18 protein-coding genes, 1 pseudogene and 1 riboswitch are annotated in these 25,143 nt (G+C 51.2%); all 19 genes and pseudogenes read right to left on the reverse strand.

Annotated features, from left to right (window positions below; all coding sequences use genetic code 11):
* Nucleotides 1–216: 216 nt before the first annotated feature.
* On the reverse strand, nucleotides 217–1,806 hold the full coding sequence (locus tag MHI38_RS13780; protein WP_154892007.1) for a DEAD/DEAH box helicase: 1,590 nt from the start codon (nucleotides 1,804–1,806) through the stop codon (nucleotides 217–219).
* Between the two features lie 988 nt (nucleotides 1,807–2,794).
* A complete protein-coding gene (locus MHI38_RS13785) occupies nucleotides 2,795–4,270 on the reverse strand; it encodes a SulP family inorganic anion transporter (RefSeq protein ID WP_341181317.1) in 1,476 nt (491 codons plus the stop codon).
* A 756-nt stretch (nucleotides 4,271–5,026) separates the two neighbouring features.
* Complete coding sequence (locus MHI38_RS13790; protein WP_154890309.1) at nucleotides 5,027–6,697, reverse strand: ABC1 kinase family protein; 1,671 nt, start codon at nucleotides 6,695–6,697, stop codon at nucleotides 5,027–5,029.
* Nucleotides 6,698–7,081 (reverse strand): phasin family protein, encoded by a 384-nt coding sequence (locus MHI38_RS13795; RefSeq protein ID WP_090924158.1) that lies wholly within the window; start codon nucleotides 7,079–7,081, stop codon nucleotides 6,698–6,700. It abuts the gene before it with no gap.
* A gap of 73 nt (nucleotides 7,082–7,154) precedes the next feature.
* A complete protein-coding gene (locus tag MHI38_RS13800; RefSeq protein ID WP_090924157.1) occupies nucleotides 7,155–7,793 on the reverse strand; it encodes a ThuA domain-containing protein in 639 nt (212 codons plus the stop codon).
* A gap of 418 nt (nucleotides 7,794–8,211) precedes the next feature.
* The gene (locus MHI38_RS13805) at nucleotides 8,212–9,846 is read right to left on the reverse strand and encodes a cobyrinate a,c-diamide synthase (RefSeq protein ID WP_336121722.1); all 1,635 of its coding nucleotides are present in this window, start codon (nucleotides 9,844–9,846) and stop codon (nucleotides 8,212–8,214) included.
* Nucleotides 9,847–9,991: 145 nt separating this feature from the next.
* Nucleotides 9,992–11,080 (reverse strand): cobalamin biosynthesis protein, encoded by a 1,089-nt coding sequence (locus MHI38_RS13810; protein WP_154890306.1) that lies wholly within the window; start codon nucleotides 11,078–11,080, stop codon nucleotides 9,992–9,994.
* The gene (gene cobM, locus MHI38_RS13815) at nucleotides 11,073–11,870 is read right to left on the reverse strand and encodes a precorrin-4 C(11)-methyltransferase (RefSeq protein ID WP_154890305.1); all 798 of its coding nucleotides are present in this window, start codon (nucleotides 11,868–11,870) and stop codon (nucleotides 11,073–11,075) included. The genes MHI38_RS13810 and cobM overlap by 8 nt, the downstream gene beginning before the upstream one ends.
* On the reverse strand, nucleotides 11,867–12,589 hold the full coding sequence (gene cobI / locus MHI38_RS13820) for a precorrin-2 C(20)-methyltransferase (RefSeq protein WP_154890304.1): 723 nt from the start codon (nucleotides 12,587–12,589) through the stop codon (nucleotides 11,867–11,869). Before cobI ends, cobM begins: the two co-directional genes overlap by 4 nt.
* Nucleotides 12,590–12,679: 90 nt before the next feature.
* The gene (gene cbiE / locus MHI38_RS13825; protein ID WP_341181318.1) at nucleotides 12,680–13,969 is read right to left on the reverse strand and encodes a precorrin-6y C5,15-methyltransferase (decarboxylating) subunit CbiE; all 1,290 of its coding nucleotides are present in this window, start codon (nucleotides 13,967–13,969) and stop codon (nucleotides 12,680–12,682) included.
* Nucleotides 13,932–15,086 (reverse strand): cobalt-precorrin-5B (C(1))-methyltransferase, encoded by a 1,155-nt coding sequence (locus MHI38_RS13830; RefSeq protein ID WP_341181319.1) that lies wholly within the window; start codon nucleotides 15,084–15,086, stop codon nucleotides 13,932–13,934. The genes cbiE and MHI38_RS13830 overlap by 38 nt, the downstream gene beginning before the upstream one ends.
* Before the next feature lie 623 nt (nucleotides 15,087–15,709).
* The gene (locus tag MHI38_RS13835) at nucleotides 15,710–16,357 is read right to left on the reverse strand and encodes a precorrin-8X methylmutase (protein ID WP_090924152.1); all 648 of its coding nucleotides are present in this window, start codon (nucleotides 16,355–16,357) and stop codon (nucleotides 15,710–15,712) included.
* A gap of 81 nt (nucleotides 16,358–16,438) precedes the next feature.
* The gene (cobK, locus tag MHI38_RS13840; protein ID WP_341181320.1) at nucleotides 16,439–17,209 is read right to left on the reverse strand and encodes a precorrin-6A reductase; all 771 of its coding nucleotides are present in this window, start codon (nucleotides 17,207–17,209) and stop codon (nucleotides 16,439–16,441) included.
* A complete protein-coding gene (locus tag MHI38_RS13845; protein WP_154984467.1) occupies nucleotides 17,206–18,468 on the reverse strand; it encodes a CbiX/SirB N-terminal domain-containing protein in 1,263 nt (420 codons plus the stop codon). The genes cobK and MHI38_RS13845 overlap by 4 nt, the downstream gene beginning before the upstream one ends.
* Nucleotides 18,469–18,738: 270 nt before the next feature.
* Nucleotides 18,739–20,674, reverse strand: a pseudogene (gene cobJ / locus MHI38_RS13850) (precorrin-3B C(17)-methyltransferase).
* Nucleotides 20,675–21,011: 337 nt separating this feature from the next.
* Nucleotides 21,012–21,200: riboswitch (cobalamin riboswitch) on the reverse strand.
* Between the two features lie 229 nt (nucleotides 21,201–21,429).
* Nucleotides 21,430–22,260, reverse strand: coding sequence for a uroporphyrinogen-III synthase (locus tag MHI38_RS13855; RefSeq protein ID WP_154890299.1), 831 nt, complete (start codon nucleotides 22,258–22,260; stop codon nucleotides 21,430–21,432).
* A 130-nt stretch (nucleotides 22,261–22,390) separates the two neighbouring features.
* Nucleotides 22,391–23,671 (reverse strand): GerAB/ArcD/ProY family transporter, encoded by a 1,281-nt coding sequence (locus tag MHI38_RS13860; RefSeq protein ID WP_154890298.1) that lies wholly within the window; start codon nucleotides 23,669–23,671, stop codon nucleotides 22,391–22,393.
* A 56-nt stretch (nucleotides 23,672–23,727) separates the two neighbouring features.
* Entirely contained in the window at nucleotides 23,728–23,949 is a 222-nt protein-coding gene (locus MHI38_RS13865) for a hypothetical protein (protein ID WP_154890297.1), read from the reverse strand.
* Nucleotides 23,942–25,141, reverse strand: coding sequence for a Ger(x)C family spore germination protein (locus MHI38_RS13870; RefSeq protein WP_186809706.1), 1,200 nt, complete (start codon nucleotides 25,139–25,141; stop codon nucleotides 23,942–23,944). Before MHI38_RS13870 ends, MHI38_RS13865 begins: the two co-directional genes overlap by 8 nt.
* Between the last annotated feature and the right edge of the window lie 2 nt (nucleotides 25,142–25,143).

Consider the following 25,143-nt stretch of genomic DNA (forward strand, 5'->3'; position numbering starts at 1 on the left):
TGGAGTGCGGTTCACATCGTGTGAATAAGTGCATGTGCATCCTGATTGTAAAAAAGGGCCGCGACGTGCTTCCGTCGCGACCCTTGGTTTGAGCGTTCGGTACGATAGCGTACCCGAACGCTCTTGATATGAGCCATGCGGCATCCGCTACTGCGGTGGCATGGCTATGATGCTTCTAGCGCAACATGCGGCTGCATCGCCGCTTGCGCCAGTGCGTTACCGCCCGCGACGAGAATCGCGGCGGTCGCCCCTGCTCGGACCGCGTCCAGCGGAGTCCGAGCGGCCTGAACCAGCGCCACCGCGCCCAGCGGTGCGCTTGTCGGCGCTGCGGCCAGCCCAGCCGCCGCTGCTGCGCTCTTCGCCGCGGCCTGCTCCACCGCGGCCGCCTTGGCTTGTGCCGCGGCTACTGCTGCTGCGGCCTTGGCTTGCTGCACCGCGACTGCTGTCGCTGCTACGCGCCGATCCGCGGCCTGCGCTGCGCTCGTCACCGCTACGGCCGCCACTGCGTCCACCGCTACGGCCACCTTCGCCTCCGCGTGATCCACGACCGCCACGTCCACCATCTCGGCGGTCGTTACGACCTGCACCGCGACGGGCACTGCCTGTCCCGGCAGTACGACCACCACGCTCATCATTGCCCTCGCTATTAATTACGCGGCGAGAAGCTCCCGTAGAAGCGACTGGTCCTTCGCTTGTCCATTGGATGCGATTCAGCTTCTGATTCGTACCTTCCTCGATCCGAGCAAGTTCCGGTCTGTCGTGCTGGGTTGCAAACGTCACGGCAAGACCCGTTCCACCTGCCCGGCCTGTACGACCGATACGGTGAATATAACTTTCCGCATCATGTGGCATATCGTAGTTGAATACGTGGGTAACCCCTTCAACGTCCAAACCGCGTGCGGCGACATCGGTAGCCACAAGGATTTGCAGCTTCGCATCACGGAATGCCTTCATGACATTCTCTCGCTTGGATTGGGACAAGTCCCCGTGAAGCTCGTCGCTCTCATATCCTGCTTCTCTCAGATCTTCGTTCAGCTTCGAAGCCCGGCGCTTCGTCCGGCAGAAAATAATCGCCAAATACGGGCGATACGTATCAATCATACCCCGAAGTGCATCAAACTTGCCGCGATCTGTACATTCCAGCACCTGCTGGCGAATCTGATGAATCGGAATCACGGACTTGGAGGAAACTTTCACGTCCTCCGGGTCTTTCATGTAGTTTTTCGCCAGAACACGAATGCCCTTAGGCATCGTAGCCGAGAAGAGCATCGTTTGACGTCTATGCGGCAATTCTTTCAAAATCGTTTCTACATCGTCCAGGAAGCCCATGTGTAACATCTGATCTGCTTCATCCAGCACCAGCTTTTTCACATTATCGAGCTTCAAGGTACCACGGCGCAGGTGATCCAGAAGACGCCCTGGTGTTCCTACAACGATCTGCGTTCCGTTTTGCAGTTTGCGCAACTGCTTTTCTACATCCTGTCCACCATATACCGCAAGCACATGCAGCTTGTCATCGTTCGCGGTCAGTTTCTTCGCTTCTTCCGTAATCTGCAATGCCAGCTCACGCGTAGGCGCAATAATCAGTGCCTGCGGAGAGCGGTCGGATACGTTAATTTTCTGAATAATCGGCAGCAAAAAAGCCAGCGTTTTCCCTGTGCCCGTCTGCGCCTCGGCGATGATATCACGTCCACCCAGCAGTACTGGAATGGAACGCTCCTGTACTGGAGTTGGCACGGCGATGCCCTGATGTTTCAGCACCTCGCACCATTCCGGGCGAATGCCCAGTTGTTCAAAGTTTGCCAATCGTTACACCTCTGTATATTCATTTAGATAAGTTCATTTCATAGAAGACCCTAGCCCCCTTGGAAATGCATAGGCATCTCCGTCTGAACTTGATTGAGTCTATGTCATTGTCTGAGTCGGCATACGAGCCTGCTATTTACGTCCTTGTGCCCGAGTTCTGCATCTGAACCTGATTCTCTACTCCAATCACACCCGTAACTGCAGTACACATCCTGTGAGTCCAAACTAGTTTTCCTGAATTCAACTCTGATTATGAAATGAATTTTTAAAAAGCAATCATTCCATTGCTCTTCTTCTCCATACCCTGTAGTTTACACGTTCATCCAGCAAAACAAAAGCGAAACTGAACTACCGCGCCAACTTGTAGCATGAATGTAGCGTAAAAAGCAGACGTTTTAAGTTTATATTTCACACGCGGCGCATAATAAGCCGGACATAGGGAGTACGGAACACACAAGGTTTGTTTTTCGTAAATCAAGCTACACCAACTACTGTGACACCAGCCACGAAAGTCCTAACGATCACCACAGAGCTTATTTGCTCGAATTATGCCTTGGCTGAATTCTAACGATCGCCACGAAGCCTATTTCGTCAAAAATCACGAAAACTCTCACTAAAAGTAGCGAAATCAGTAAAATAGCGTCTCTGGTGATCGTTAGAAATGAAAATGGCCCAAATTGGGCTAAATAAGCTCTCTCCTGATCGTTAGCGCTCACAGCTACAAAAAAAGCGACTCCCCCGGCACACACCGCAAGGAGACCGCTGCATATCAATACTGTCTAGCGTTATCTATAGCCTATATTCGTTCGCATCGCAGTCCGCTATTTTTAGCTTACTTGCCGTCTGTTGATGTTGTAACGTTCAGATACCAATACCAATACCATTTTGGACAAGTTACTTAAACGTTACGCCTTACTTGAACTTTACACTTCGCTTTAACTTTACGCCTTACCCGAGCCTTACATGAGCTTTACGCTTTACTTCAGCCTTATGCTCCGTGTCCGCCCGTCCCCGGGACGGTACCCGCATCAGAAGCCTTAAATCCGCTGCGCTCCAGCAATCGGGAGCTTTCCTCGTTTAATCCACGCAAATGCACGGTTTTACCAAGCTTCGCGTATTTGAATTTTACTTTGCCAATCGCCACAACCGCGGTATTGTCCCAGATATGCGAGCCGTCAAAGTCAATGGTGATGTCCTGCGGATCGGCTTCCGCATCGAATTTGTCCACGAAATGGGACGAGGAACCGAAGAAGAACGGTCCGTGTACACGATACACTTTCTGTCCTTGCTCCTCGCTAGACTGGACGCGAATTTTGGTCTGTTTCCAGCCGAAGTGCAGCACACTGAGCACGACGCCAACCATTACACCAAGCGACAGGTCATGCGTGTAAACAACAATCGCTACTGTCACGACCATAACAATCGCTTCAGCGCGTGGGACGCGGGCTATATTTTTCACAGAACTCCAGTCAAACGTACCAATACACACCATAAACATCACGCCAACCAGCGCACCCATCGGTACCTGCTTCACCACACCGCTTAGAAGCAATAACAAAATCGCCAGGAACGCCCCTGCCGTAAATGTCGACAGCCTGCCTCGGCCGCCTGACTTCACATTAATGACGGACTGTCCGATCATTGCACAGCCACCCATACCGCCGAACAATCCGTTTACAAAGTTTGCAATCCCCTGACCACGCACCTCGCGGTTTTTGCTGCTTTTGGTTTCCGTCATCTCATCCACAATGGTTGCGGTCAAAAGGGACTCCAGCAAACCGACAAGTGCCATCGTAAACGAATACGGCAACAGGATCATTAGTGTATCCCATGTCCACGCAATATTCGGCAGATGGAACATCGGCAATGTACTTGTCAGATTGCCCATCTGACCTACCGTTTTGACATCAAGATGAAAGACCACCGTAATAATAGTCATGATAATAATCGCTACAAGCGGAGCCGGAGCCCCTTTGAAAAAACGCGGTAAAATATAGATGATTGCCAGTGTTCCCGCCACCATCACGTACATGATCCAGTTCGCTCCCGTAAAGTGGGTGAGCTGCGCCATAAAGATCAGAATCGCTAGTGCGTTCACAAATCCGGTCAACACCGAATGAGGCACAAACGTAATAAATCGCCCCACTTTAAATATCCCTAAAATAAACTGAATGATGCCCGTCAGGATGGTCGCCGCAAAAAGATATTCCACGCCATAATCCTTGACCAGCCCTACCATTAATACCGCCATAGCTCCTGTTGCTGCCGAGATCATGCCCGGTCTACCGCCCGCAATCGAAATGACGATAGCAATCGTAATCGACGCGTATAATCCCACCATCGGATCTACACCTGCAATGATGGAAAACGCGATCGCTTCTGGAATCAGCGCCAGTGCTACGGTGATGCCTGCGAGCACATCTCCACGGATATTGCCAAACCACTGTTGTTTTAACGTATTCATATGTTGTTGCTTTGCCTCCTAAGTTTGTTCCTCAAATTAACAATCTTTAACGATCTGCTGAACAAAAACGGAAGTCGTACATGTCCAATTTCTCACCTGGGTACCCATAAAAACGACAGTGGGAAGTCTGCCAACAACACAAAATAACGGATAAGTCTTCACAGAAAAAAACTACTTACTACTATGCCTGACTCTTGCCTGCTCATTGTAATGCCTAAAAGCAAACCGCTTCCTTAACCTGTCTATCGCTAGTCTACTTGTCCCTAAGTGCATGATGATCTAATGCCTTGATTCAGCCGCAAACACCGTCTCATAATCATCATGTCATTGCCGTTCCAGCATGTACTGACCATTTCCGTTACCATTCAACTGTCTTTCTTGCTTACGGCATCTCGTCTCACCATCTAATCTCAAATATATTTGCTGGATAGACAGAGCAATGCCTGTTGTTAGTTTTCCTCTCTCAGAAAAACCGGGGCCGTTAATCTACTGACCTATTATTATAGTTACAGACGTACATATGTACGAACACTGTAATTTCGCAAAAACAGGTGCTTATCTCCTATTATCTTCATCCTTCTAGATTTAACTCTCTTTATCTCTACTCATCAAAAAAAACCGCAAAGACCTTTCATAAAAGGCCTTGCAGTCTATTTTGGCATTTACAGGTTATGGTGAGTTATTCCTATTTTCAAGCAATCACTTTTTGGCGTTCGTTTGCTAACTGCATTAATTATAAAAGCTTGAACTTCCGGCTTAAAACCTGCCCGATTTGAATATCGAGTACAGCAGAAATGCCACCATGAGGATCGCCACGAGAAAACCAATCTCAATCACCGGAATATCCCATAGCATCGTGGATTGGTGACTAATCGAAGAACCGATAATAAGTCCAACCATGATGATACAGAAGGCGAGCAGCACAATGCTGAAAGATAAACGATTGCTGATCTGATCCAGTCTGCGCATGAGCGACTCTAATTCGGGAACGCTGATCTCCAGTCGCAGCTTACCTTTGCTGATGATGGAGGACAACTGCCTTAGCTGTCCCGGCAAACCAATGACACTTTCGGCCATATCTGCCGCACTGCGAAACAGCCGATTTTTGATCCGACCCGCACTAAAACGTTCCTTGAGCAGCTTTCGCCCGAACGGCTCTGCCATATCCACAATGCTCAAGGTAGGATCAAGATGTTCAATGACCCCCTCCATCGTCAGCAAGGATTTGCCCATCAACAGTATATCTGCGGGCATGACAACCCTATGTTTCTGGGCAATGCCAAACAGATCATTAAGCGCCTGTCCTACACTGATTTTGGAAAAAGGAATATCGTAATATTTCGTTCGAAGTTTATCCAAATCCACATGAAGAGCGCGCGCGTCCATGTCATCCGGCATCATACCGAGCTTCTCAATCGCACGGATCATACTATCCGTATCCTTACGCATCAGCCCGATAATAAGCGAGGCAAGCTGCTGCTTCATCTCATCACTCAGACTGCCCACCATACCGAAGTCGATGAAAGCCAGTCTCCCGTCCTTCAGCACCATCAGATTACCAGGATGCGGATCGGCATGGAAGAAGCCCTGCATAAAAATCTGATTGAGCAACGCATCCACCAGCCGCTCGGCAATATTGTTCAGATCATGACCACGCTTCACCAGTTCATCCCGATTATTCAGCTTAATGCCCTCGATATACTCCATGGTCAATACACGTGATGAGGTCTGATCCCAGTAGATTACCGGAATTTTCACTTTAGGGTCCTGCTGATATTGCTGTGCAATCTTCTCCGTATTGCGACCTTCCACCGTATAATCGAGCTCAGCCATTAGAGCCTGGGCATACTCCTCCACCATCTGCGGGATCTGGTATTGTTTTACCCAATCCCAACGTTTCTCTGCCATCGCAGTCAGTTCACGCAGAATATCCAGATCACGTTGCACAATCCGCGATATGCCTGGGCGCTGGATTTTGATCGCTACCGCCTCTCCGCTCTGAAGTTTGCCCAGATGCACCTGACCAATACTGGCTGCGGCCACCGGGGTATCCTCGAACCGGGAAAAGATCTCTTCCAGCGGTGTATCCAATTCCTGTTCCAAAATACCCCGTGCCGTCTCTGACGAGAACGGCGGAACCTGATCCTGTAATTTGACCAATTCCCGGATCACCGATTCAGGTAATAGATCTGCCCTTGTGCTTGCAAGTTGCCCCAGCTTCACAAAAGCCGGCCCCAGCTCCTGCAACACCAGCCTGATCCGTTCACTTAACGTCTTGGTGGGTTGCGCTTCACGCGACATCCACCTTCTAGGCAGCGCGAGTAGCTGGAATAACCCCAGCTCCTCGACCATATAACCGAAGCCATGACGCACCAGCGCCATGGCAATTTCCCGGTATCTGCCGACATGTTTGATCCGCACAGCCATCTATTCGATCTCGTTTCCTTTGAGAGGAGGAGAATCTTCGACAACCGGAGCCGGGGATTCATCAAGTTGAAGCTGAGGTGTCTGATTCTGCTCGGCCAGCTTTTTTTCCAAAACCGCGACACGCTGTTCCAAACTGGTTACGTCACTTTCGGATGCCACGCCAGCTTCCTGAAGCACACGTTTGACCTGCTCCTGAATGACACGTTTCAGCTGGCCTTGCTCTTCTTCCCCGCGCTCCAACAATCGTTCAACAAACGCTTTGGATTCTCCAGGTGCAAGCTTCCCGCGCTCCACCAGATCATCCACGGTTTTCTCAATCTTTTCTTTGCTAACTAACGTAAGACCAAGCCCTAACGAGAACGCCTTCTTGAACAAATCGCTCATCTTATTCATCCTCCTCTTCGGTTGTCTATATATTACACCTGTTAAACCTCGACATGCAAAAAGGAGAGTTTCCTTACACGTACCGCGCTGCCCATTTTCCCGCTTGCAAAACTAATCGACGATATGTTTCATTCGCAAAGGATGGAACTGAATGCCCAGGCATCAGATAAACAATCCGCCCGAGTCCATACTTATGTGCCCAGGCTGCCGGTTTCGGCCCCTCTTTAGACTGATAGTGTAGCAAAATTTTAGTCTCGGTAAATGAACCAAACTCAAATTCATATGGTTCTTCTTCCATCGTAAAACCGGAAATGCCCTCTGTTACAGGATGGCTCTCTTCCGTCACCGTGAACTCCAGCGGCGCATACGGCGGGTGATGAAGAAATTTGGCGCCAATCATCTGTTTGATCTCATTTCGATTCTGAAGCGAGATTCCATTATGTAAGATGACCAGACCGCCCCCGTTACTTACGTAAGACAACAGACCTGCTGTCTGCTGCGGGGAGACTTTTCCTCTCCAATCGTCCATGTATGAGATACATACATCAAATCCCGAAATATTTTCATGAAGTAGCATATTACGATTTTCACTGCATTGAACCGTGATCGTATCCTGAAAAATCCGGCTAATCTCCCCGTCTACCCCCTGTAGCGGATGCCAGTCCGGATGTGTATAATCTCCAATTAAAAGTGCCTTTTTGCGATGATCCATTATAATCATCTCCTTTCTTCTGATGTTATTCGTTTAGATTCGTCTGCACACTCCATATCCTATAAATTAACCACGCTTTATAAAATCGACTACCGTGGTGTTTCTTCATCTCTTCCACTAAGGTTTCGAATAAGATGTTCCCATCCCACAATACTTCCTAGTATAGCCGTATAACGGATTGGCATATCCATATCATGCAGATCCAGCTTGGACTCACCGTCTCCCTGTCACACCCCATCCCTAACACATTCCACATGTTTCACTAAAAACCTTTAATTGTACAGTCCAACACCCAACTTCACGACCAAAGTCTCAGGAGGTTCAAAACGAATTCAAGCCCTTCCGCATATGGATAAGTTAAGCATGTTCGTTCTGAGCACTTCTGAGCACGATCATTGCACACGGTGCTACACTTGAATTAAGCTTGGTGCTCGCGGTACAGTCGACAATGCTCCACCCATCGCTGTGCGGCTTGCGGATCAGAACCGAGGTGTACATGTGTGTATCCAGCTACGATACTGCCCGACGCGTATCCCTCCTGCTTCGAACCCCTTAACCCCTTCGTCTCATACGCGTATGGAATGGCTCCTTCTTCGCGGTACGTCATCGTGGAATAATGGAATTCATGCCCCCGTAGAACTTCACCCTGTTTTAGCAAAAAGGAATCCTGAACCGCACTCGCCTCACGGTACCCCAGTGCAGCTCGTTTCTTCTGCATCTGTACCTGCGCAGGAATAATACCTGCCATGGTATATGTCCGCCCTTCACGATCCGTGAGCGTTTCGGCTAGTACCATATAGCCGCCGCACTCCGCAAACAGCGGCATCTGGGAACGGGCTGCTTCGCGGAGCCCTTCCAGAAAACGCTCGTTTCCGGCAATCACCGCGGCAAACTCTTCAGGGAAACCACCACCCAGATAAATACTATCCGCCTCAGCCGGGATGCCTTCACCAGCGAGTGGACTGAAATACTGCAGCTTTGCCCCAGCCGCTTCAAGCAGTTCCAGGTTATCGGGATAATAGAAATTAAACGCCGCATCACGAGCGACGGCAATAACAGGCTGGTACGTATCCGGCTTGCTGTGGATGTGAAGAGCCGCGTGTTGGGCTACATGCTCCGCGTCTTTTACACTGGCTAAACAGGCAATGTTAGTGATATCTCTTGCGTTAGCCATATCGTTAGTATTGGTTTTGTCGCTAATGAGAGCCATTTCTGTATCACTAGATATATTCAATGTATCGCTAGTACGAGCAGTATCAGCCACATGAGCTGTGTTACTCGGGATGACATTCGTTGAGCCAGCTAGAATGGTGGAATGCACCGAGAGCGGGGGAGCACTTGTTGCCAGCTCCAGCAGAAGATCCAGATCCGTGCCTTCCAGCAACACATCGGCTGCCCGCTGAAATAAAGGTTCCAGTTCACCACGCTCAATGGCAGGAACGAGTCCAAGATGTCTCTCGGGAATCGACATGTCTTCATCCCTTTTCAGCCAACCGACGACCGGAATGCCGCACATTTGCTCAATGGCTTTTTTCACAATTGTATAATGACCCGCACTTCCGCACCGATTCACAATCACACCAGCAATGTTTAATTCAGGCTCCAGATGCTGAAAGCCCAGTACGATGGCCGCTGCACTGCGCGCCATACTCCGTACATCGACAACCAAAATCACCGGTGTCTGCGTAATCATCGCGATCTCGGCGGTAGAGCCGATGTTGCTGAGCGGATCTTTGCCATCGTAGAGGCCCATCACGCCTTCAATGATGGAAATATCATGTCCTGCGGATGCCCGCTGAAAGGTCTGCTTCACATATGCAGGTGAAGTCATCCAGGCGTCCAGATTACGCGAAGCTCGACCAGTTACTGCCGTATGATACGTTGGATCAATATAATCCGGGCCGCATTTGAATCCCTGCACGCTCAATCCGCGCTGGGCCAGTGCCTTCATTAGTCCGAGCGTTACAGTCGTTTTGCCAGCACCACTCCCCGTACCTGCGATGATCAGCCGAGGTGCACTTTGGTTATTGTACGTTACATTTTTTGAGTTCATCGTTCATCCCGCCTTTGCTGTACATATAACAAATAGACCATCCCATATCGGTTTCAACGACTGGGACGGTCCTTTACATGAGGTTGTAACAACTACTTTTTATGTGTGAATCCATAAGATGCTTCCCAATCACACGAACCCTAGCTTAATCAAACGCAACCCGTGCGACAGAGATCGTGAGGTTGCCACTCTTTTTCTTTTCCAGCAGCCAATGATCAGCTCCCGAAGAGAGCAGCGCCGCCGGTTCACTTACGCCATAGGCTCCGGTGTATTTAAATACCGTCTCGGACGGATTGGCAAGTTGCACCGTATTCAGTTCCTCTGGAGTGTAAGTGACGAGTTCCCAGCCGTACTTGGCGCATAGGGCCAGCAGGCCCTCCTCATCTTTTTTCAGATCAATCGTAGCCACGTTGCGCACGCTCTTCACAGACAGGGATAGCTCTTCCAGCGTGGCAAGCACTTCCTGCTCCAACTCTTCCATCGCCGTTCCGCGATTGCAGCCCATGCCGAGCACGAGGCTCTTCGGACGATACAACACACCATTGGTTAGAAAACGTTCCTCTTCCGCCGCCGAAAGTAGACGGTCACTGACCACCAGTGCAGCGTTAAACGCAAACGTTTCCGTCTCCTGCATACTGCCGAAGACCCGAATGTGATCAGGTACAGGTTTGTTATACCGCCACCAGTTGCGTTCGCCTGTCTCTTGAATAAGTGCCACCGGCTCTTCGTTGACCACCGCCGCACTTACCGGGGTTGCTTTATCAAAGCTGTCCACGATCCAGCCCAGTTCACGACCAAACATATCCACCGGAATCGTGCCCTGCACATCCGAAGCTGTCGTAATGACTGCACGCGCACCAAGCACTTCCGCCACTTGACGCGTGAGTTCATTGGCACCGCCAAGATGACCAGATAACACGCTGATCACGTTCTCGCCGCGGTCATCGATGACCAGCACGGCAGGATCGACTTTTTTGTCCACCAGCAGCGGAGCAATCATACGGACGACGGCACCCAGCGAGATAAACAGAATGATGCCGTTGTAACGTTTGAACAGGTCTGGCAGAATCAGCTTCACCGAACCTTCAAACAGGGTATATCCAAGTTGTTCCTCATCGCCACGGGCAAATTTGCTCATATAATAGACGTCTGTACCCTGAAACTGTCCTTCGAGGTTACGTACCATCTCTACGCCGTGCTTCGTAATCGCTACAGCAGCAAACGGATTACTCACCGGACTTCACTCCCTTGCGATAGCCGTGGGTGAAGGATTTATCATACAGTTTGGAACGGTGAGCATCCCGGTTCACCAGATCAGGATCAAGCGCCCAGCCTGCCAGAATCATCGCGTGCATCGTAATGCCTGCGGCACGCAGATCCGCAGCCAGATTAGCCAGCGTGGTACGCACGATTTTCTGATCCGGCCATGTTGCTCGCTGCACTACCGCCACTGGTGTATCTTCGCTCCAGCCTGCGGCAAGGAATTCCACCACGACTTTTTTTGCCAATGTTGCACTTAGGAAGAGCGCCACCGTACAGTGATGCGAGGCCAAATCGCGCAGCTTCTCCCGTTCAGGCACAGGGGTGCGTCCTTCCGCACGCGTCAGGATGACGGTCTGCGTCAGTTCCGGTACGGTCAGCTCCGCTCCCAGCGCCGCTGCCGAAGCAAATACCGAGCTAACGCCTGGAATAATCTCGTACTCCACGCCCTGTTGTTTCAACAAAACCATCTGTTCCAAAATGGCACCATACATCGCTGGATCACCCGTATGTACACGTGCTACGCTGCGTCCTGCACGAACCGCTGTGCACATCAGTTCGACCTGCTGTTCCAAATCCATGCCGGAGCTTTGCAACACCTCGGCTTCGGGTTTGGCAGTCGCAATCAGTTCGTCATTCACGAGGGAATCCGTGTACAGAACGAGGTCGGCATTTTTCAAAATATTCGAACCTTTTACCGTAATCAGCTCGGGATCTCCCGGGCCTGCACCAACAATGTACACTTTCGGTTCCAATGTTTTCATTTGCTCACCACCATCAGGCTTAAATATTCCAGCTCCTGCCCTTTCAGTTCACGGGCGTCACGCCAGACCAGTTCATAAGGAGAAGTGACTTTGGTGACCACCGACGCTTTGCCGCCAAGTCCCATCTCCTCCAGCAGCTCCAGCATCGGGTCCAGCACCTTTGCTACTTTGATAAACACAATCGTATCGTGATGCTCAATCGCCTGCCGCATCGCTTCTTTATCCGCTGTAGCCGGAATAATGCCAACCTGCTCATCTCCATCTGCCAGATGGATATCCAGCGCTGCCGCCGCACCAAGCACGGAGGATATGCCCGGAATAGAGCTAATCGGCACTTCAGGATGAAGTTCACGCATGAGACGTGCAAGGTGGATAAATGTACTGTATAAGTTCGGATCACCTTCCGTCACGAACGCTACATCTTTGCCTTCCTTAAGTGCTTCCCAGCACGCTTCCACGGTTTTGCCCCACTCCCGCTCTAGTACGACCGGGTCTTTGGTCATCGGAAAGATCAGGCCCAGCATCTCTTTCTCCTCCGGATTCACATACAATTCAACAATTTCGTGGGCGTAGGATTTACCGCCTTTGCGTTTCTTCGGATAGGCGACCACCGGGCATTCGCGAATCATCCGGTATGCTTTGACCGTAATCAGCTCCGGGTCTCCCGGCCCGACACCGACGCCATAGAGTGTGCCAACCCTAACGCCGGCCCCTGTCATGCTCTCTGAACTTTCCGTGTGAATTCCGGTACTGTTGATGTTTCCTGTTGTTGTGCTGATGCTACTCTCCCCCTTTTCATTCTCTGCAAACTATTCCGCTCCGTTCGCTGTTTCGGCTTCCGCTTCTGCTCCTGCTATAAATTGACCTGTAATGACATAGATCGGGTTCAGTCCGTCAAAACGGGTCATGTTCAGGATCGGCTTGCTCCGCGCCGTCTGCAGCAAAGTCACGGAGGCATCCATGCCTGCATCGCGCATCGCCTTCATGCTGTCATGCAGCGTTTCGATGGTCGCTGCATTCACGACGATGCGTCCCTCGGGGCGCAGCCGGGACGCACACAAGGCGATCAGCTGCGCAAGTTCACCGCCGCTGCCGCCAATGAACACCGCATCGGGACCCGGTAGTTCGTCCAGCCCCGCTGGCGCTTTGGCATGAAGGACGGTAAAATCCGTCCGGAATTTGATCCGGTTGGCCTCGATGTTCACGAGGTCACCTTCGTTCTTTTCGATGGCGAAGACCTGGCCTCGCGGCGCCAGCCGCGTGCACTCCACCGCCACCGATCCGGAACCTGCGCCGATATCCCACACGATGCTGTCCTCGCCCAGTTTCAGCTCAGATAAGCTGAACGCGCGGACTTCACGTTTGGTGATGAGGCCCTTCTCGGGTTTGCGCTGATGGAATTCTTCATCTGCAAACCCGAAGCCTTTGCGCGGCGCCGGTGCATCCTTGCGGCGCAACAAAATGACGACGTTCAGCGGGCTGCACTCAGCCGCTGCCAGCTCGTCCAGGGTGTAGTGGCGGGCACGCTCGTCTGCCGCGCCCAGGTTCTCTGCAACGAAGGCATCATACTCCGTCATGCCGAACTGTTGCAGATACGCCCCGATCGCAGCGGGGCTGTTATGCTCGTCCGTGAGCAGCGCGACTTTGGCTTTGCCATCGATGCGCTGGGCTAGACCTTTGAGGGGGCGACCGTGCACGCTTTCAAGCACGGCGTCGTGCCAGCTCTCGCCAAGCCTTGCGAATGCCAGCTGCAGCGAGCTGAGATTAGGCCGGATATCCAGCTGATCCGGGCCGAGTTTGCGCGCGAAATACCCGGCGATGCCGTAAAACAGCGGGTCCCCCGAAGCGAGCACAACGATGTTGTGTGAGTCCTGCAACGCTTTTATTTTCGCAACGAGGTCATTCAAACTGCTCTTGATCACCAGCTTCTCTCCCGCAAACGCCGGGAAAAATTGCAGCAGACGTTCGCCGCCTACCAGCACATCGGCCTCCTGAATGAGTTGTAGACTGTCTGCCGTCAGTCCCGCCGCGCCTTCTTCGCCCACGCCAATAATGCGGATGTTACGATTCTTTGCTCCAGTTGTTGTGTTCGAGTTCACTGATTTCCGCCCTCCCCAGTTCCATTCCTTTCATGGTGACGAGCACCACTTCCACCGTTACGCCGCCCCCCGCATGTTCCAGACAGTGCTGACAGGCGTATAGGCATAACTTTTCAAAATAAGGTAAATATCCCGCTTCGGTCATCATATCCGCCACCTGAGTCGCCGTGTTGGCTTCCTCGATCGCTTGCGCCAGTTCATCGCCAGCCCCGGTCTCGCGAGCCACGGACGCAAGAAATCCAAAATCCACCGGCGCACTTTTGGAGTGCACCATCATGACCCCTTGAGCCACTTTGGCGAATTTGCCCGGCATCCCGACCAGACTGATGCGTTTCATTCCCAATCGTTTCCCGTGTTTGATCGCAAAGCCGACAAAGTCACCCATCTGAATAAAGGCTTCCTCCGGCAGTTCGGGCATCATTTTCATGGCATACTTCTCACTACTGCCGCCTGTTGTCAGCACAATATGATCACAGCCGGAAGCCTGCGCAACGGAAATCGCCTGTACTACACTGGCTTTGTACGCTGAAGTAGAGAACGGAACGACCACGCCGCGTGTGCCTAAAATGGAGATACCGCCAAGAATGCCAAGCCGCGCATTGAGCGTTTTCTTCGCAATCTCTTCGCCGTCCGGTACGCTGATAACCACTCGTACCCCTCTTGCAGTACCATATTCCGCAAGTACTTGGGTGACCGCTTCGGTAATCATGCGGCGCGGCACGGGATTAATGGCCGCTTCCCCAACAGGCACGGGCAGTCCTGGCTTCGTAACACGCCCCACACCAATGCCGCCATCCAGCTCTACCCCCGGCTCGTCCCGCCAGGACACATGCGCAATGATTTTCGCCAAATGTGTGGCGTCCGGGTCATCCCCAGCGTCTTTGATCGTGGCACAGGTCGCCGTACCGTCCGTCATCAGTTCCTGCTCGATCAGCTCGAACGAGTGGTCAAAGCCGGCGGGCAAGGAAACCACGGCTTGCGCAGGGATATGACCCGTTAACAGGAGCTGTGTCGCTCCTTTGGCAACGGCTGTCGCACACGCACCGGTCGTAAAGCCGGAACGCATCGGTTTATCCGGGTCCGGTGCTTCTCCGCTTTTCATGCGTTTCTTTTCCATGGCTTTGAACCTCCCGTCCTTCTATATGCTAGTTTGTTCGCGCGCTTATGTTGATTGTTGGTTGATGTTGATTGTTCATTGTTGTTTGGTCTTGTATGGATTGTGGATACATTGATTTTTAGTTTTACTCAACAACTGCGGTGCTAGTAACTGTACACTAACCCCTGGTGATCGTTAGAAGTTACCGGAGCGGAATCCCCATCTCTGGTGACTCGCACGCTAAGCGTCTCATTTACTTAACACCCACACACTCACGACTGAGCGCTAACGATCACAGATAACGTTATTTGGCCTAATATGCCCTCGCTGGAATTCTAACGATCTCAGGAGACGCTATTTCACTAAGACAGTGCGATTTCCAGCGCTTTTGGGTGGTTTTGGGAGAAATAACGTTCCTCAGGATCGTTAGAATTTCAAAAGGGTGATTTCACGCAAAATAAGCTTCCTGGTAATCGTTAGAAGTTGCTGGACTTTAACAGATTCAGACATGGCCCTTAGTGAAGACTCTCCCAGTTCTCATTAGGATTCGGCACGGCTCGCTAACCAGACTTAAATCAGATCAGGTAGATTTCGTTTGACCTCACTGGTCGAACGAGGCAAACCGCCTTAGTGCTCCCGCCGCTCTATGCCTTTACAGCCATCAACGAGATTGCGTTAAGCGCTGCTACAACGATCGTACTGCCTCCTTTGCGACCAATGTTGGTAATAAAAGGAATATCCAGCTTACGTAGCTCGTCCTTGGACTCGGCCGCAGATACAAAACCTACTGGCATGCCGATGATCAGCCCCGGCTTGGCCTCGCCCTCTTTGACAAGACGAATCAATTCCAGCAGCGCCGTTGGCGCGTTACCGATGGCATAGATGCCCCCGTCATACATTTGGGTTGCTTTGCGCGTCGAGATGATGGCACGAGTGGTGTTGAGGCGTTTGGCCTCTTCCATCACATCTGGATCGGATATATGTACATGTACATCGCCGCCAAAACCGCGAATACGATCCTTGCTCACACCCGCCTGAATCATCTGCACATCGGCAATGACTGACTGACCTGCACGTAGCGCCGCAATCCCTGCCTGGATCGCATCCGGGTGAAACACCATACTACGGCCCAGTTCAAAATCAGCCGAAGCGTGAATCACACGCTGTACGACTGGATACTGCTCATCGGTAAACGGGTGCTCCCCCAGTTCCTCCGTAATCATCTCAAAGCTCTTACCTTCAATTTCCTGAGGTTGCACGGTCAGCGGTTTAAATTCCGTCTTAAAATCCACCCGAATCACTCCATTCTTCTTTCGATATTTACAATCAAGCCGTTCAAAGTTGCGTTATTCAAATTAAGCCTATCGGGGAGATTACTTCCCCAAAATACCTTTCAGCTCGTCCAGTACACCATCAAAATGATCAAACACCGTGCCAAACTCCGCCTCTGGACGTGAGATCAGCACAACATGAATGCCCAGCTCCAGTGCAGACTGGATTTTCTCATCCACGGCTCCGGTTTTACCGCTTTCCTTGGTGACCATCACCGTTGTTGCATAGTGCTTGTACAGTGCTTCGTTCATTTCTCGGGAAAAAGGTCCTTGCATCGCAATAATATTGCGTTGCTCTACGCCCAGCTCACCGCATTTCTCCATATTGTCGAGACGGGGGAGCATGCGTGCAACAAGTCGTATATCCGGATCACCGAGCAGGTGCTTGGTGAAGATTTGCAGCGTTTTGCTGCCTGTTGTCAGCATGACAGAACCTTTCAGCTCTTTGGCTTTGAGTGCTGCCTCATCATAAGATGACACGACATGTAATAGTTCATGGTCATCATAAGCAAGCCCCGTTCGTTCGTAACGAATGTAAGGAATGTCCGCTTGTTTCGCGGCTTCCATAGCATTCGCATGGGCTTCTTCGGCAAAAGGATGGCTCGCATCCACAAGGACAGGGGTATTATTTTCCAGAATCAGCTTCACCATCGCCTCTACGGTCAATCGGCCTGTCCGCACTGGTAAACCGGCTTCGGTCAGACTTTGGGCTGCACTCTCGGTCACAACCGACGTCAGGACGTTATGTCCTTGTTGCTGGATTCGGATCGCAAGTTCGCGTGCATCGCTTGTACCGCATAACATAAGGATCATGAACGCTTCACCTGCTCGGAAGTTGCTGCCACTTGTGCCTGAGAAGAGGATGCATGCTGCTGAATATCTCCTGCTGTTGCTTCTGAAGCGTGTTGCTGGTTGCTCCGATGTCCTTCGTGCTCATGGTGTGAGTGATGCAACTCTTCGTCATGGTCATGATGGAAATCAAGTGTCGCCTCACGAGTAGATGCAGCCTCCGCAGCGTGCTCGGAATGCTCGTGGTCATGACTATGATCGTGATGATCGTGCTCATGATGGTGGTGATCGTGCCCGTGGTCATGTCCGTGATCGTGATGATCATGGTGATGGTGGTCATGGTGATGATCATGGTCGTGATCGTGGTCATGCCCATGGTCGTGGTCGTGATGGTGATGATGGTGTTTGGCCGCTTCAAGGCGGAACTGGCAGTTGTCACAGTTGGCTGTAACCCTTCCATATAGCCCCTCGTGCGCACGTTCCAACACCAGCTCGACCAGCTTCGGATGGAAGCCGAAATAACCGCCGATTTCGACTTGAATATCTGGATGTGCGGCTGCAAATTCGGCCGTCATCTCATCAATGCGTTTAATCAGTACACCGGTAAAGAGGAAATACGGCATGACAATAATTTTTTTCGCACCAAGCAAGAGGCAACGTTCCAATCCATCCGGGAAAGAAGGCTGGGTTACGCCGATAAAGCTGCTTTCTGCCCATCTGTACGGCAACTTCTCCCATAGCATACGGGTCATTTTGAAAAAGTCACTGTTAGCATCCGGGTCACTGCTTCCCCGTCCAAGTACAAGTACAGCGGTCTCTTCATCAGTCACCGTAGCAGGCGGAGTGGCTACTGCAACTGCTGCAACTGCTGCAACTGCTGTATCTGTTTCACCCTCACCTTGAGCTGTAATGCGTACAGGCTGCGCCTCTTGCAGACGAGTTTGCATAATTTGCACGACTTTCTCATGCACACCAATTGGACGACCATAGATAAACTGCACTTGCGGATAACGCGCTTTGGCACGATCAATCGCATTCGGAATATCAATCTTGGCATGACCGGCTGCAAATAAAATAATCGGTACGAGTACGACACGGGTCGCGCCTCGATCTACACAAGCAGTAACTCCATCCGCAATACTTGGTCTGGTTAATTCCAGAAAACAGGTTTCGACCAGTGTGTTCTCCGGTGCTTGCTCCGCGACCTCACGTGCAAACTCCTTTAACTCACGGTTCCCCTCGGGATCACGGCTCCCGTGTCCCACCAACAAAATTGCATCCATCTTCGTATTTCCTCCTCTGTCCGATCCACAGATCAGATTTCTCATATTCGTAAGGCTCTCCACTCGGTTCCAAGGAAGAAAGGTATAATCTATGTCTAAGTCTGTATTGATGCAGCTGTAAATGTTGTATCTATCTCAATCAGCTGGGTTTCAGCCGAGTTGTGTCTGGGTTAACTTTTGGCTTTGTGGCCTCTTATCTTCCGTAGATCACTCTGCCGCTGATGCTTAAGTGGACTTCAAGCCCGTAACCCAAACTACGCACTTCCACTCTTAGTCACCGCATACCGGATTCACTTCAACAGTGACTGGCGCATCCACATGGCGGAAGCCTTGAATAACTCCAACGCGTTTAAAAAACTTGTGGAAACGTTCGTTCGGATGACCTTTTTCCTTGTACTCCGCGACAATACGTTCCACAATACCGCCGATCTGATCACCCGGAATGCCCTCTGCTACAGGCTGAGCCGGGTGGGCATTGCGGCCGAACTTTTTCCCGCCAAGGAACAGATCGTATCCTCCTTTGCGGTACACGATACCGATATCCTCCAGCACTGCCCCGTAACAAGCCATACCGCAGCCGTTTAACGCTACGCTCGTTTCCTTCGGAGCAGACAATCCACCGATCACGTCCTGCAAATGGTTAGCCATCGGCACCGCGTCGTCCTTCTCCAGGTTGCAGAAGTCACAAGCTTTGACTTTGATCACATCCCCAATCGGCACCACGATAAAGTTTGCTGCGCGCAGCTCATCTACCAGCGCATCCGGTTCAAACGTCGGCACTCTCAGAATAATCTGGTGCTCCGGCGTATACTCGAGTTCACCATCCTCGCTTGCGCACTGCGCCAGCAGGGCCATCTGAGCGGCGGTGAACTTTTTGTTGCCCACGCCGGGCGACACGCCGATCTCAAAGAGCGGCGCCTTGCGCCCCGGCACGGGCACAGCAGCGGCTGCGCCAAGCACCGCTGCGCTGCTCGCGCCCTGCGCGCTTGCGGCTGCCGGGCCTGACGCCGATGCGTCCAGCCAGCGGCTTGCCGCTTCGCCTGCGAGCGCACCGCCTGCCGCGAGCCGCGTCAGCGCCTCGGCGGCGAGCTCGGCTGCGCCGGCGCGTGGCGCCACAGCGGCAGCGCGCGGTGCGGCCTCTGCCGCCGCGGACGCGGGCCGCTCTGCGGCAAGCACGGCGGTGCCAGCACCGCTCGCCGGGCTTGCCGCAGGCGGGGTCGCCGCCCATGCGCTTGCGGGCGGCTGCCCTTGCGGAGCCGTGCCCTCTCCGGCGCTGGCGCCGCGCAGGGCTGGCTCCGCCGTTGGCACGGCCTGCGCATCGCGGGCCGTGCCAACACCCGCCGCCTCGCCGGAGGCGAGCGCGGGCTTCCCGTGCGCCGAGCGACCATGGCTCGGCTTCGGTGCGCAGCCGCTCGTGAGGTCTGAGCGGCTGTTCCGCGGAGTTCAGCGTATATTTCCGCTGATATCCGCGCGGGGTGACCATGAGTCCTTCGTACATCATGGTCGAGGAATTGCCGATAATCACGGTCGTTAACATACCGATATCGTAATTCAGCATATCTTCCAGCGTGGTCATGACCACGTCTTGGCGTTCCCGGTACGCACTCTTGACCAGGCCAACCGGTGTCTTCGGATCACGGTAACGCAGCAACATCTCCTGCGTCTCTACAATCTGGCGTGTACGCCGTCCACTGCGTGGATTATACAAAGCAATGACAAAATCAGCCGCCGCTGCCGCTTCAACCCGGCGAATGATCGTTTCCCAAGGTGTCAGATGGTCGCTGAGGCTGATCGTACACGCGTCATGCATAACCGGCGCACCAAGCAAGGACGCACACGATTGAATAGCGGACACGCCAGGAATAACCTCGACAGCTACGCCTGTATCTGGCTTCCAGCCTTGCTCGATCAGCACCTCATATACAAGCCCCGCCATACCGTATACCCCGGCATCCCCACTGGAGATTACGGCAACAATATGGCCTGCTTCCGCTTGTCTTACCGCTTCCTGTGCCCGGCTGACTTCCTCCGTCATGCCTGTACGCACAATGGCTTGTCCATTCAACAAAGGCCGGATCAGATCCACATAGGTGTTATATCCAATGATGACCTCGCTTTCCTGCAATGCATCCAGCGCCCGTTTCGTTATGTGCTCCATCGCACCTGGACCGAAACCGATGATCAGTAACTTGCCTTGCTTTTGCATCCCTTTTCCCCCTCACTCCACTTGTCATACGATTAATGCCCCAACCTTGTTTATCCCAAAAGTTCCCCGATACAGATGTGTCTCTCTCGTTTATAGCCCTGTAAAACATCATTTCTTCTGCTCAACTCGGCAACTTCGTTCCTGTCCGAAAAAACAAAAAAATCCCATCCTAATCACGGATGAGATACGCATGTACTTACACTCAGGAAACCTGGCCTGTAATATTCCATAATAAGGAATTACAAGCAGCCAGAACAGCCCAAATAGAGCCGCACAGTACAAACCACGGTTTGTCCCTTTCCCGAACTTATCGTACACCACTCCTTTCCGCGAAGGGTTTGGTGACACATGCAAGGTAGGTCTCCTGGCTCTGGATCATTAGCGTTCTTTCCTGTCTTCCCCGGTATACCGAGTGACTTTCATGGAAAACGCTTTACCATTACAGTGGCGGGACCGCTCGGGACTTGCACCCGATTCCCTGTTACCTCTTGCTTTATGCAAGAGCACCTTGCTGCTTTCATATTGTCTTCATCATACCATCGGTCAGGAAATAATGTCCACGCTTCTCAAGATTGTCCTAAACATTAATTTTGGATAAAAATGAAAAAAAGGTCCCGATCCGATAACGGATCAGAACCTTTATATATCCATCCATATAACTGATGTGATTCCTTCTAAACTTAATACTCCTCTGTATACGAATTGCGTCTGCGATTCTTCATACAGCAACTCTTGCCCTCTGAATGCTCTCTTTACTAATCTTCCCGGACACCCACAGGATTCGCGGCAAAATAACGTCCCAGTTCAACGATGAGCGCTCCCATCTTCTCCTCTTCCGGCACAACCAGCGCTTCGATGCTTTCCTCACGCATAGCGTTCGCCGTAACTTTACCAACCGAGGCTGGGACTACACCTTCTTTGAAAGCCGTCAGCATCTGCTGCAGCTTGCCTTGGGAAGTTGCATATTCCGTCAAGAATCGAACCTGCGGCCCGCTTGTAAAGGCTACCGCATCTAACTTATGCTGAATGATTTCGTTCAGCAGTTGCTCCAGCTCTGCCTCTTCCGGCGGCACGTGACGATACGGCAATACCTGACGCACGACAGCTCCTTGTTCTTCGAACCAGCGAACCAATTTAGGAGCCGTTTCCCCATGCAACTGTAACATCACTTTTTTGCCTGCCAGATCATGTGAGCCAAATTCCCGAATCAAACCGTCTGTACTACCATCATCATCTCGTACCAATGGAGTCAGCTTCAGTTTCTTAAGTGCATTCACCGTTTTGTACCCTCGGGCTGCAATACACGATTCGGCCAAGACATTCCGAAGTTGTCCGGCTACATCCATGTCCTCAGCCATGTCGAACAAAGCATCCAGTCCCATACCCGTCGTAAACACTGCCCAATCCGGCGGATCGGAAATCCAAGAGACCAGTCCATCTCGAATGTTACGGTCATCCAAAAATACCGTGCCTTGTGCAGGACGCACAAGCGGGATTCCTCCCATTTTCTCCACCAAAAGAGACATCTCTTTGGACTTTCTCGGTCCGGTTAATGCCACACGTACCCCTGCCAAATGTTGAGCCATTCATGTTCCCCCCGTTATTAAGCCGAAAGTTCGTCAATCTGACTACAGTATACAGGGTACTTCTGCGGAGGGAAACCATGCTTGCTTGCTTTCCAGGCTCTCAAGCTATAACAATTTTTTATGATTTTCATCAGGAAGGCTGCAGATTACCGCCGCCATGTGATGGTTTACCTTTTTTCTCTATAGACTTTTCCGCTGACTTATCACCAGATTTCTCTTCTGACTTGCCTTCCGTATTCCCTTCAGAATAATCTGATTCATCAGATGCCTGCTCCTGCTTCTGTTCACCTTCCTGCTGTTTGCCTCTCGAGGCCCTCTCTCCCGATTCAGAGTTCGGTGCATGCCCAGCCTCCTTTTTGCGCGGACGAAGAAATAGAAAGAATACGATTGGAAACAGCACCTCAAATACAATGGCAACCCATGTCCATTCCCGTGTAAATCGATTCAGTTGGATCGCATTGCGGAAAAACCAGAACGCACATACAAAACCCAGCAACGCAATGGGTCCGGTCAGTACTTTACCAGACACTTTGGGAATCATGCGTTTCAATCCCCAGCACACTAAATACAGGTCAAACGCAATCTTGGTAATAATACAAGGCAAAGTTGCTGCCGCAAGCGCCAGATCGAATCGATCTAGAAAGTCACTAATCTGCAGCTGTCTTGCCAGCTCATACGATGGATATACAAGTCTTGAAGCAATGGGTACACCGATGGAGGTGATCGTTTCTATTACAATAAGCATCATAAGCAGTCCCGTGACGATGTTGCCTGTAACGATGGACTTTACTCGAAAATCACTTCCCCTTACGATAAAGGGCAGAAAAATCATCTCTCCATAAAACGAAAAGAGATACCAGCTCCCCCTGCCCACACCCGCCAGGTCAACATCGAAATAGGGCTTCAGGTTATCCATATTGATCTGCTGAATTAGCATAAACGGCACAATGATGGAGTTTAACAAAAAAAGCGCTACATATAACTCCACCATGCCAATCAGGGAGCCTAATCCTCCCCGCACGATAAATATAGCCATGACAAGCAGAGAGAGCACGATAATCGAGATTGGAGTTGTTTCCAGCAATGTGATACTCACATAATCCCCCGTTAGCCGGATATCTCTCGCAAATACAAAGAAGAAAAACGCGATGTACATCAATCCGGCTAATCTTCCCAAAAAGGGAAATCGTGTCACTAACGATTCAAACAGATCCTTGTCCGGAAAACGCCGCTGGACACGGCTGAGCACCCACATCGATGTAAACATAATCAGAACAACGGGTATGTAACAAAGATAGGCGTGCTGTTCTGCATAATAAATGGCTTGTGCATGAGGTTGTAGCAGTGTCCCCGTAATACTAAGCAGCATGAGCATCAAGATCATTTGCCTGTGCGTTACCTTCTGAATCATCCTGCCCCTCCTTCCGTACCTGTTTCTTGCATATCAAGATTACATATGCCACATCCTCAAGGCATTGGTAGCAGACGTTGAATAATATGACTCATCCATACCGATAGGAATACGGTTTTGTTCAGCGCCGTAACGTAGAACCAGAGGCCTGTTCCAAGCGCAATGATTCCATAAGACAGCCAGCGATTAATGGGGGCCGCTTGTTTCAGATGCCTGAAATCCATAATCAGCACCCCGATTACCATTGCCAGATAGGTAAACAGCAGCGGTTTAATCATGTATGATGTCCTCCTCTACGACTCCAATCGGTTTATTGACAACACCGACATTCTCAATAATGACATGCGGGTCCACAGTTACTTGAACCTCCGGATAGAGAAACTCCCAACGATCTTTAATCTTGTCCCATTCCTTGGGTAACTGCCTATGGATGGAACGGCCGATGCCGATAATGTCCGCTTTGAATTTCTTCTGAACCAGCCTTACACCTTCCTCAATATCCTCTTTGATCTTCCGGTGTACGGCTTCATTCAAATTTAAAATTTCCTTTTCGCGCCTGTCACCATAATCCGATTCATTGTCCACAAGCACTCCCTTGGCATACATCTGAATGGTCACACTCACTTTGCCATTCACAATCTTGGGATGAAGGGAGGAATTGTTCTCGTTTAACTTGATAAACATATCTCCTTTGCCGCGCGGAGCTTTAATCATGACTTCGGGTTCATTGGCTTCACCCATGGCAAGAATTAATGCATCGGCCGGAGCCTTGTCCATCATGCCCACCAACTTGTCTTTTTTGAAAATAGCCAAGCCGTCCAGTTTGATATTGGTCACAGCACCTTTCCAACCCTCAGGTACACTGTCCGAAACGGATGCGATCGGCAGAAAAGGATCAACCCCTTCGTCTAGAATGGAGTCTATAAACGTTTTAAGGGATCTTGGATTCCTCATATTAAGAAAACATAGTTCTCGTACCATCTCCGAAGGGAACTTCTCAATCGGCGCATCCGTGTCCATGACCTTGTGTGCCTCACCTCTGGTAACAACAGGAAGTGCCGATAACCGATTTAGGGGATATCGGGTGAACAGATCTAGCATCGGGGCAACACCGTCACGTGCCAGTTCTTCCCCAATAAGGATGGTACGGCGATGTGCATAATAAATACGGCGAGAGAGTGACTTCTGACCCTTAAGCGTAGTCCCGCGTAAAGTTCGATCCGTGTTGGAGAGGATAAACCATGGCTTGTCACCATTTGTACCGCCCCCGCCCCCTTCACTTCCCGAGGCTCCAGACTGTCCAGGAAGGGCAATCTGCAGACTGGATCGGTATTCATCACCTTCTTTATCAGCAGCAATACCGATGACAAAGGCGACATCATTAATCTCTTCGCGATCCCAGCAACCTGTAAGCAGAGATGTACACAAAATCAACGAAATGACAGCTCTATATTTGGTAAGAAACCGCATGG

Source organism: Paenibacillus sp. FSL K6-1558 (assembly GCF_038002565.1).
GTDB lineage: Bacteria > Bacillota > Bacilli > Paenibacillales > Paenibacillaceae > Paenibacillus > Paenibacillus polysaccharolyticus.

What these genes read in the sequence shown, in the direction of transcription:
- MHI38_RS13860 (WP_154890298.1), bottom strand. Translation starts at nt 23,671, where the DNA reads ATGATTCAGAAGGTAACGCACAGGCAAATGATCTTGATGCTCATGCTG.
- MHI38_RS13795 (WP_090924158.1), bottom strand. Translation starts at nt 7,081, where the DNA reads ATGAGCGATTTGTTCAAGAAGGCGTTCTCGTTAGGGCTTGGTCTTACG.
- MHI38_RS13830 (WP_341181319.1), bottom strand. Translation starts at nt 15,086, where the DNA reads ATGGAAAAGAAACGCATGAAAAGCGGAGAAGCACCGGACCCGGATAAA.
- MHI38_RS13805 (WP_336121722.1), bottom strand. Translation starts at nt 9,846, where the DNA reads ATGAACTCAAAAAATGTAACGTACAATAACCAAAGTGCACCTCGGCTG.
- MHI38_RS13865 (WP_154890297.1), bottom strand. Translation starts at nt 23,949, where the DNA reads ATGATTAAACCGCTGCTGTTTACCTATCTGGCAATGGTAATCGGGGTG.
- cobK (WP_341181320.1), bottom strand. Translation starts at nt 17,209, where the DNA reads ATGATCCTTATGTTATGCGGTACAAGCGATGCACGCGAACTTGCGATC.
- cobI (WP_154890304.1), bottom strand. Translation starts at nt 12,589, where the DNA reads ATGACAGGGGCCGGCGTTAGGGTTGGCACACTCTATGGCGTCGGTGTC.
- MHI38_RS13845 (WP_154984467.1), bottom strand. Translation starts at nt 18,468, where the DNA reads ATGGATGCAATTTTGTTGGTGGGACACGGGAGCCGTGATCCCGAGGGG.
- cobM (WP_154890305.1), bottom strand. Translation starts at nt 11,870, where the DNA reads ATGAAAACATTGGAACCGAAAGTGTACATTGTTGGTGCAGGCCCGGGA.
- MHI38_RS13785 (WP_341181317.1), bottom strand. Translation starts at nt 4,270, where the DNA reads ATGAATACGTTAAAACAACAGTGGTTTGGCAATATCCGTGGAGATGTG.
- MHI38_RS13800 (WP_090924157.1), bottom strand. Translation starts at nt 7,793, where the DNA reads ATGGATCATCGCAAAAAGGCACTTTTAATTGGAGATTATACACATCCG.
- MHI38_RS13790 (WP_154890309.1), bottom strand. Translation starts at nt 6,697, where the DNA reads ATGGCTGTGCGGATCAAACATGTCGGCAGATACCGGGAAATTGCCATG.
- MHI38_RS13855 (WP_154890299.1), bottom strand. Translation starts at nt 22,260, where the DNA reads ATGGCTCAACATTTGGCAGGGGTACGTGTGGCATTAACCGGACCGAGA.
- MHI38_RS13870 (WP_186809706.1), bottom strand. Translation starts at nt 25,141, where the DNA reads ATGCGGTTTCTTACCAAATATAGAGCTGTCATTTCGTTGATTTTGTGT.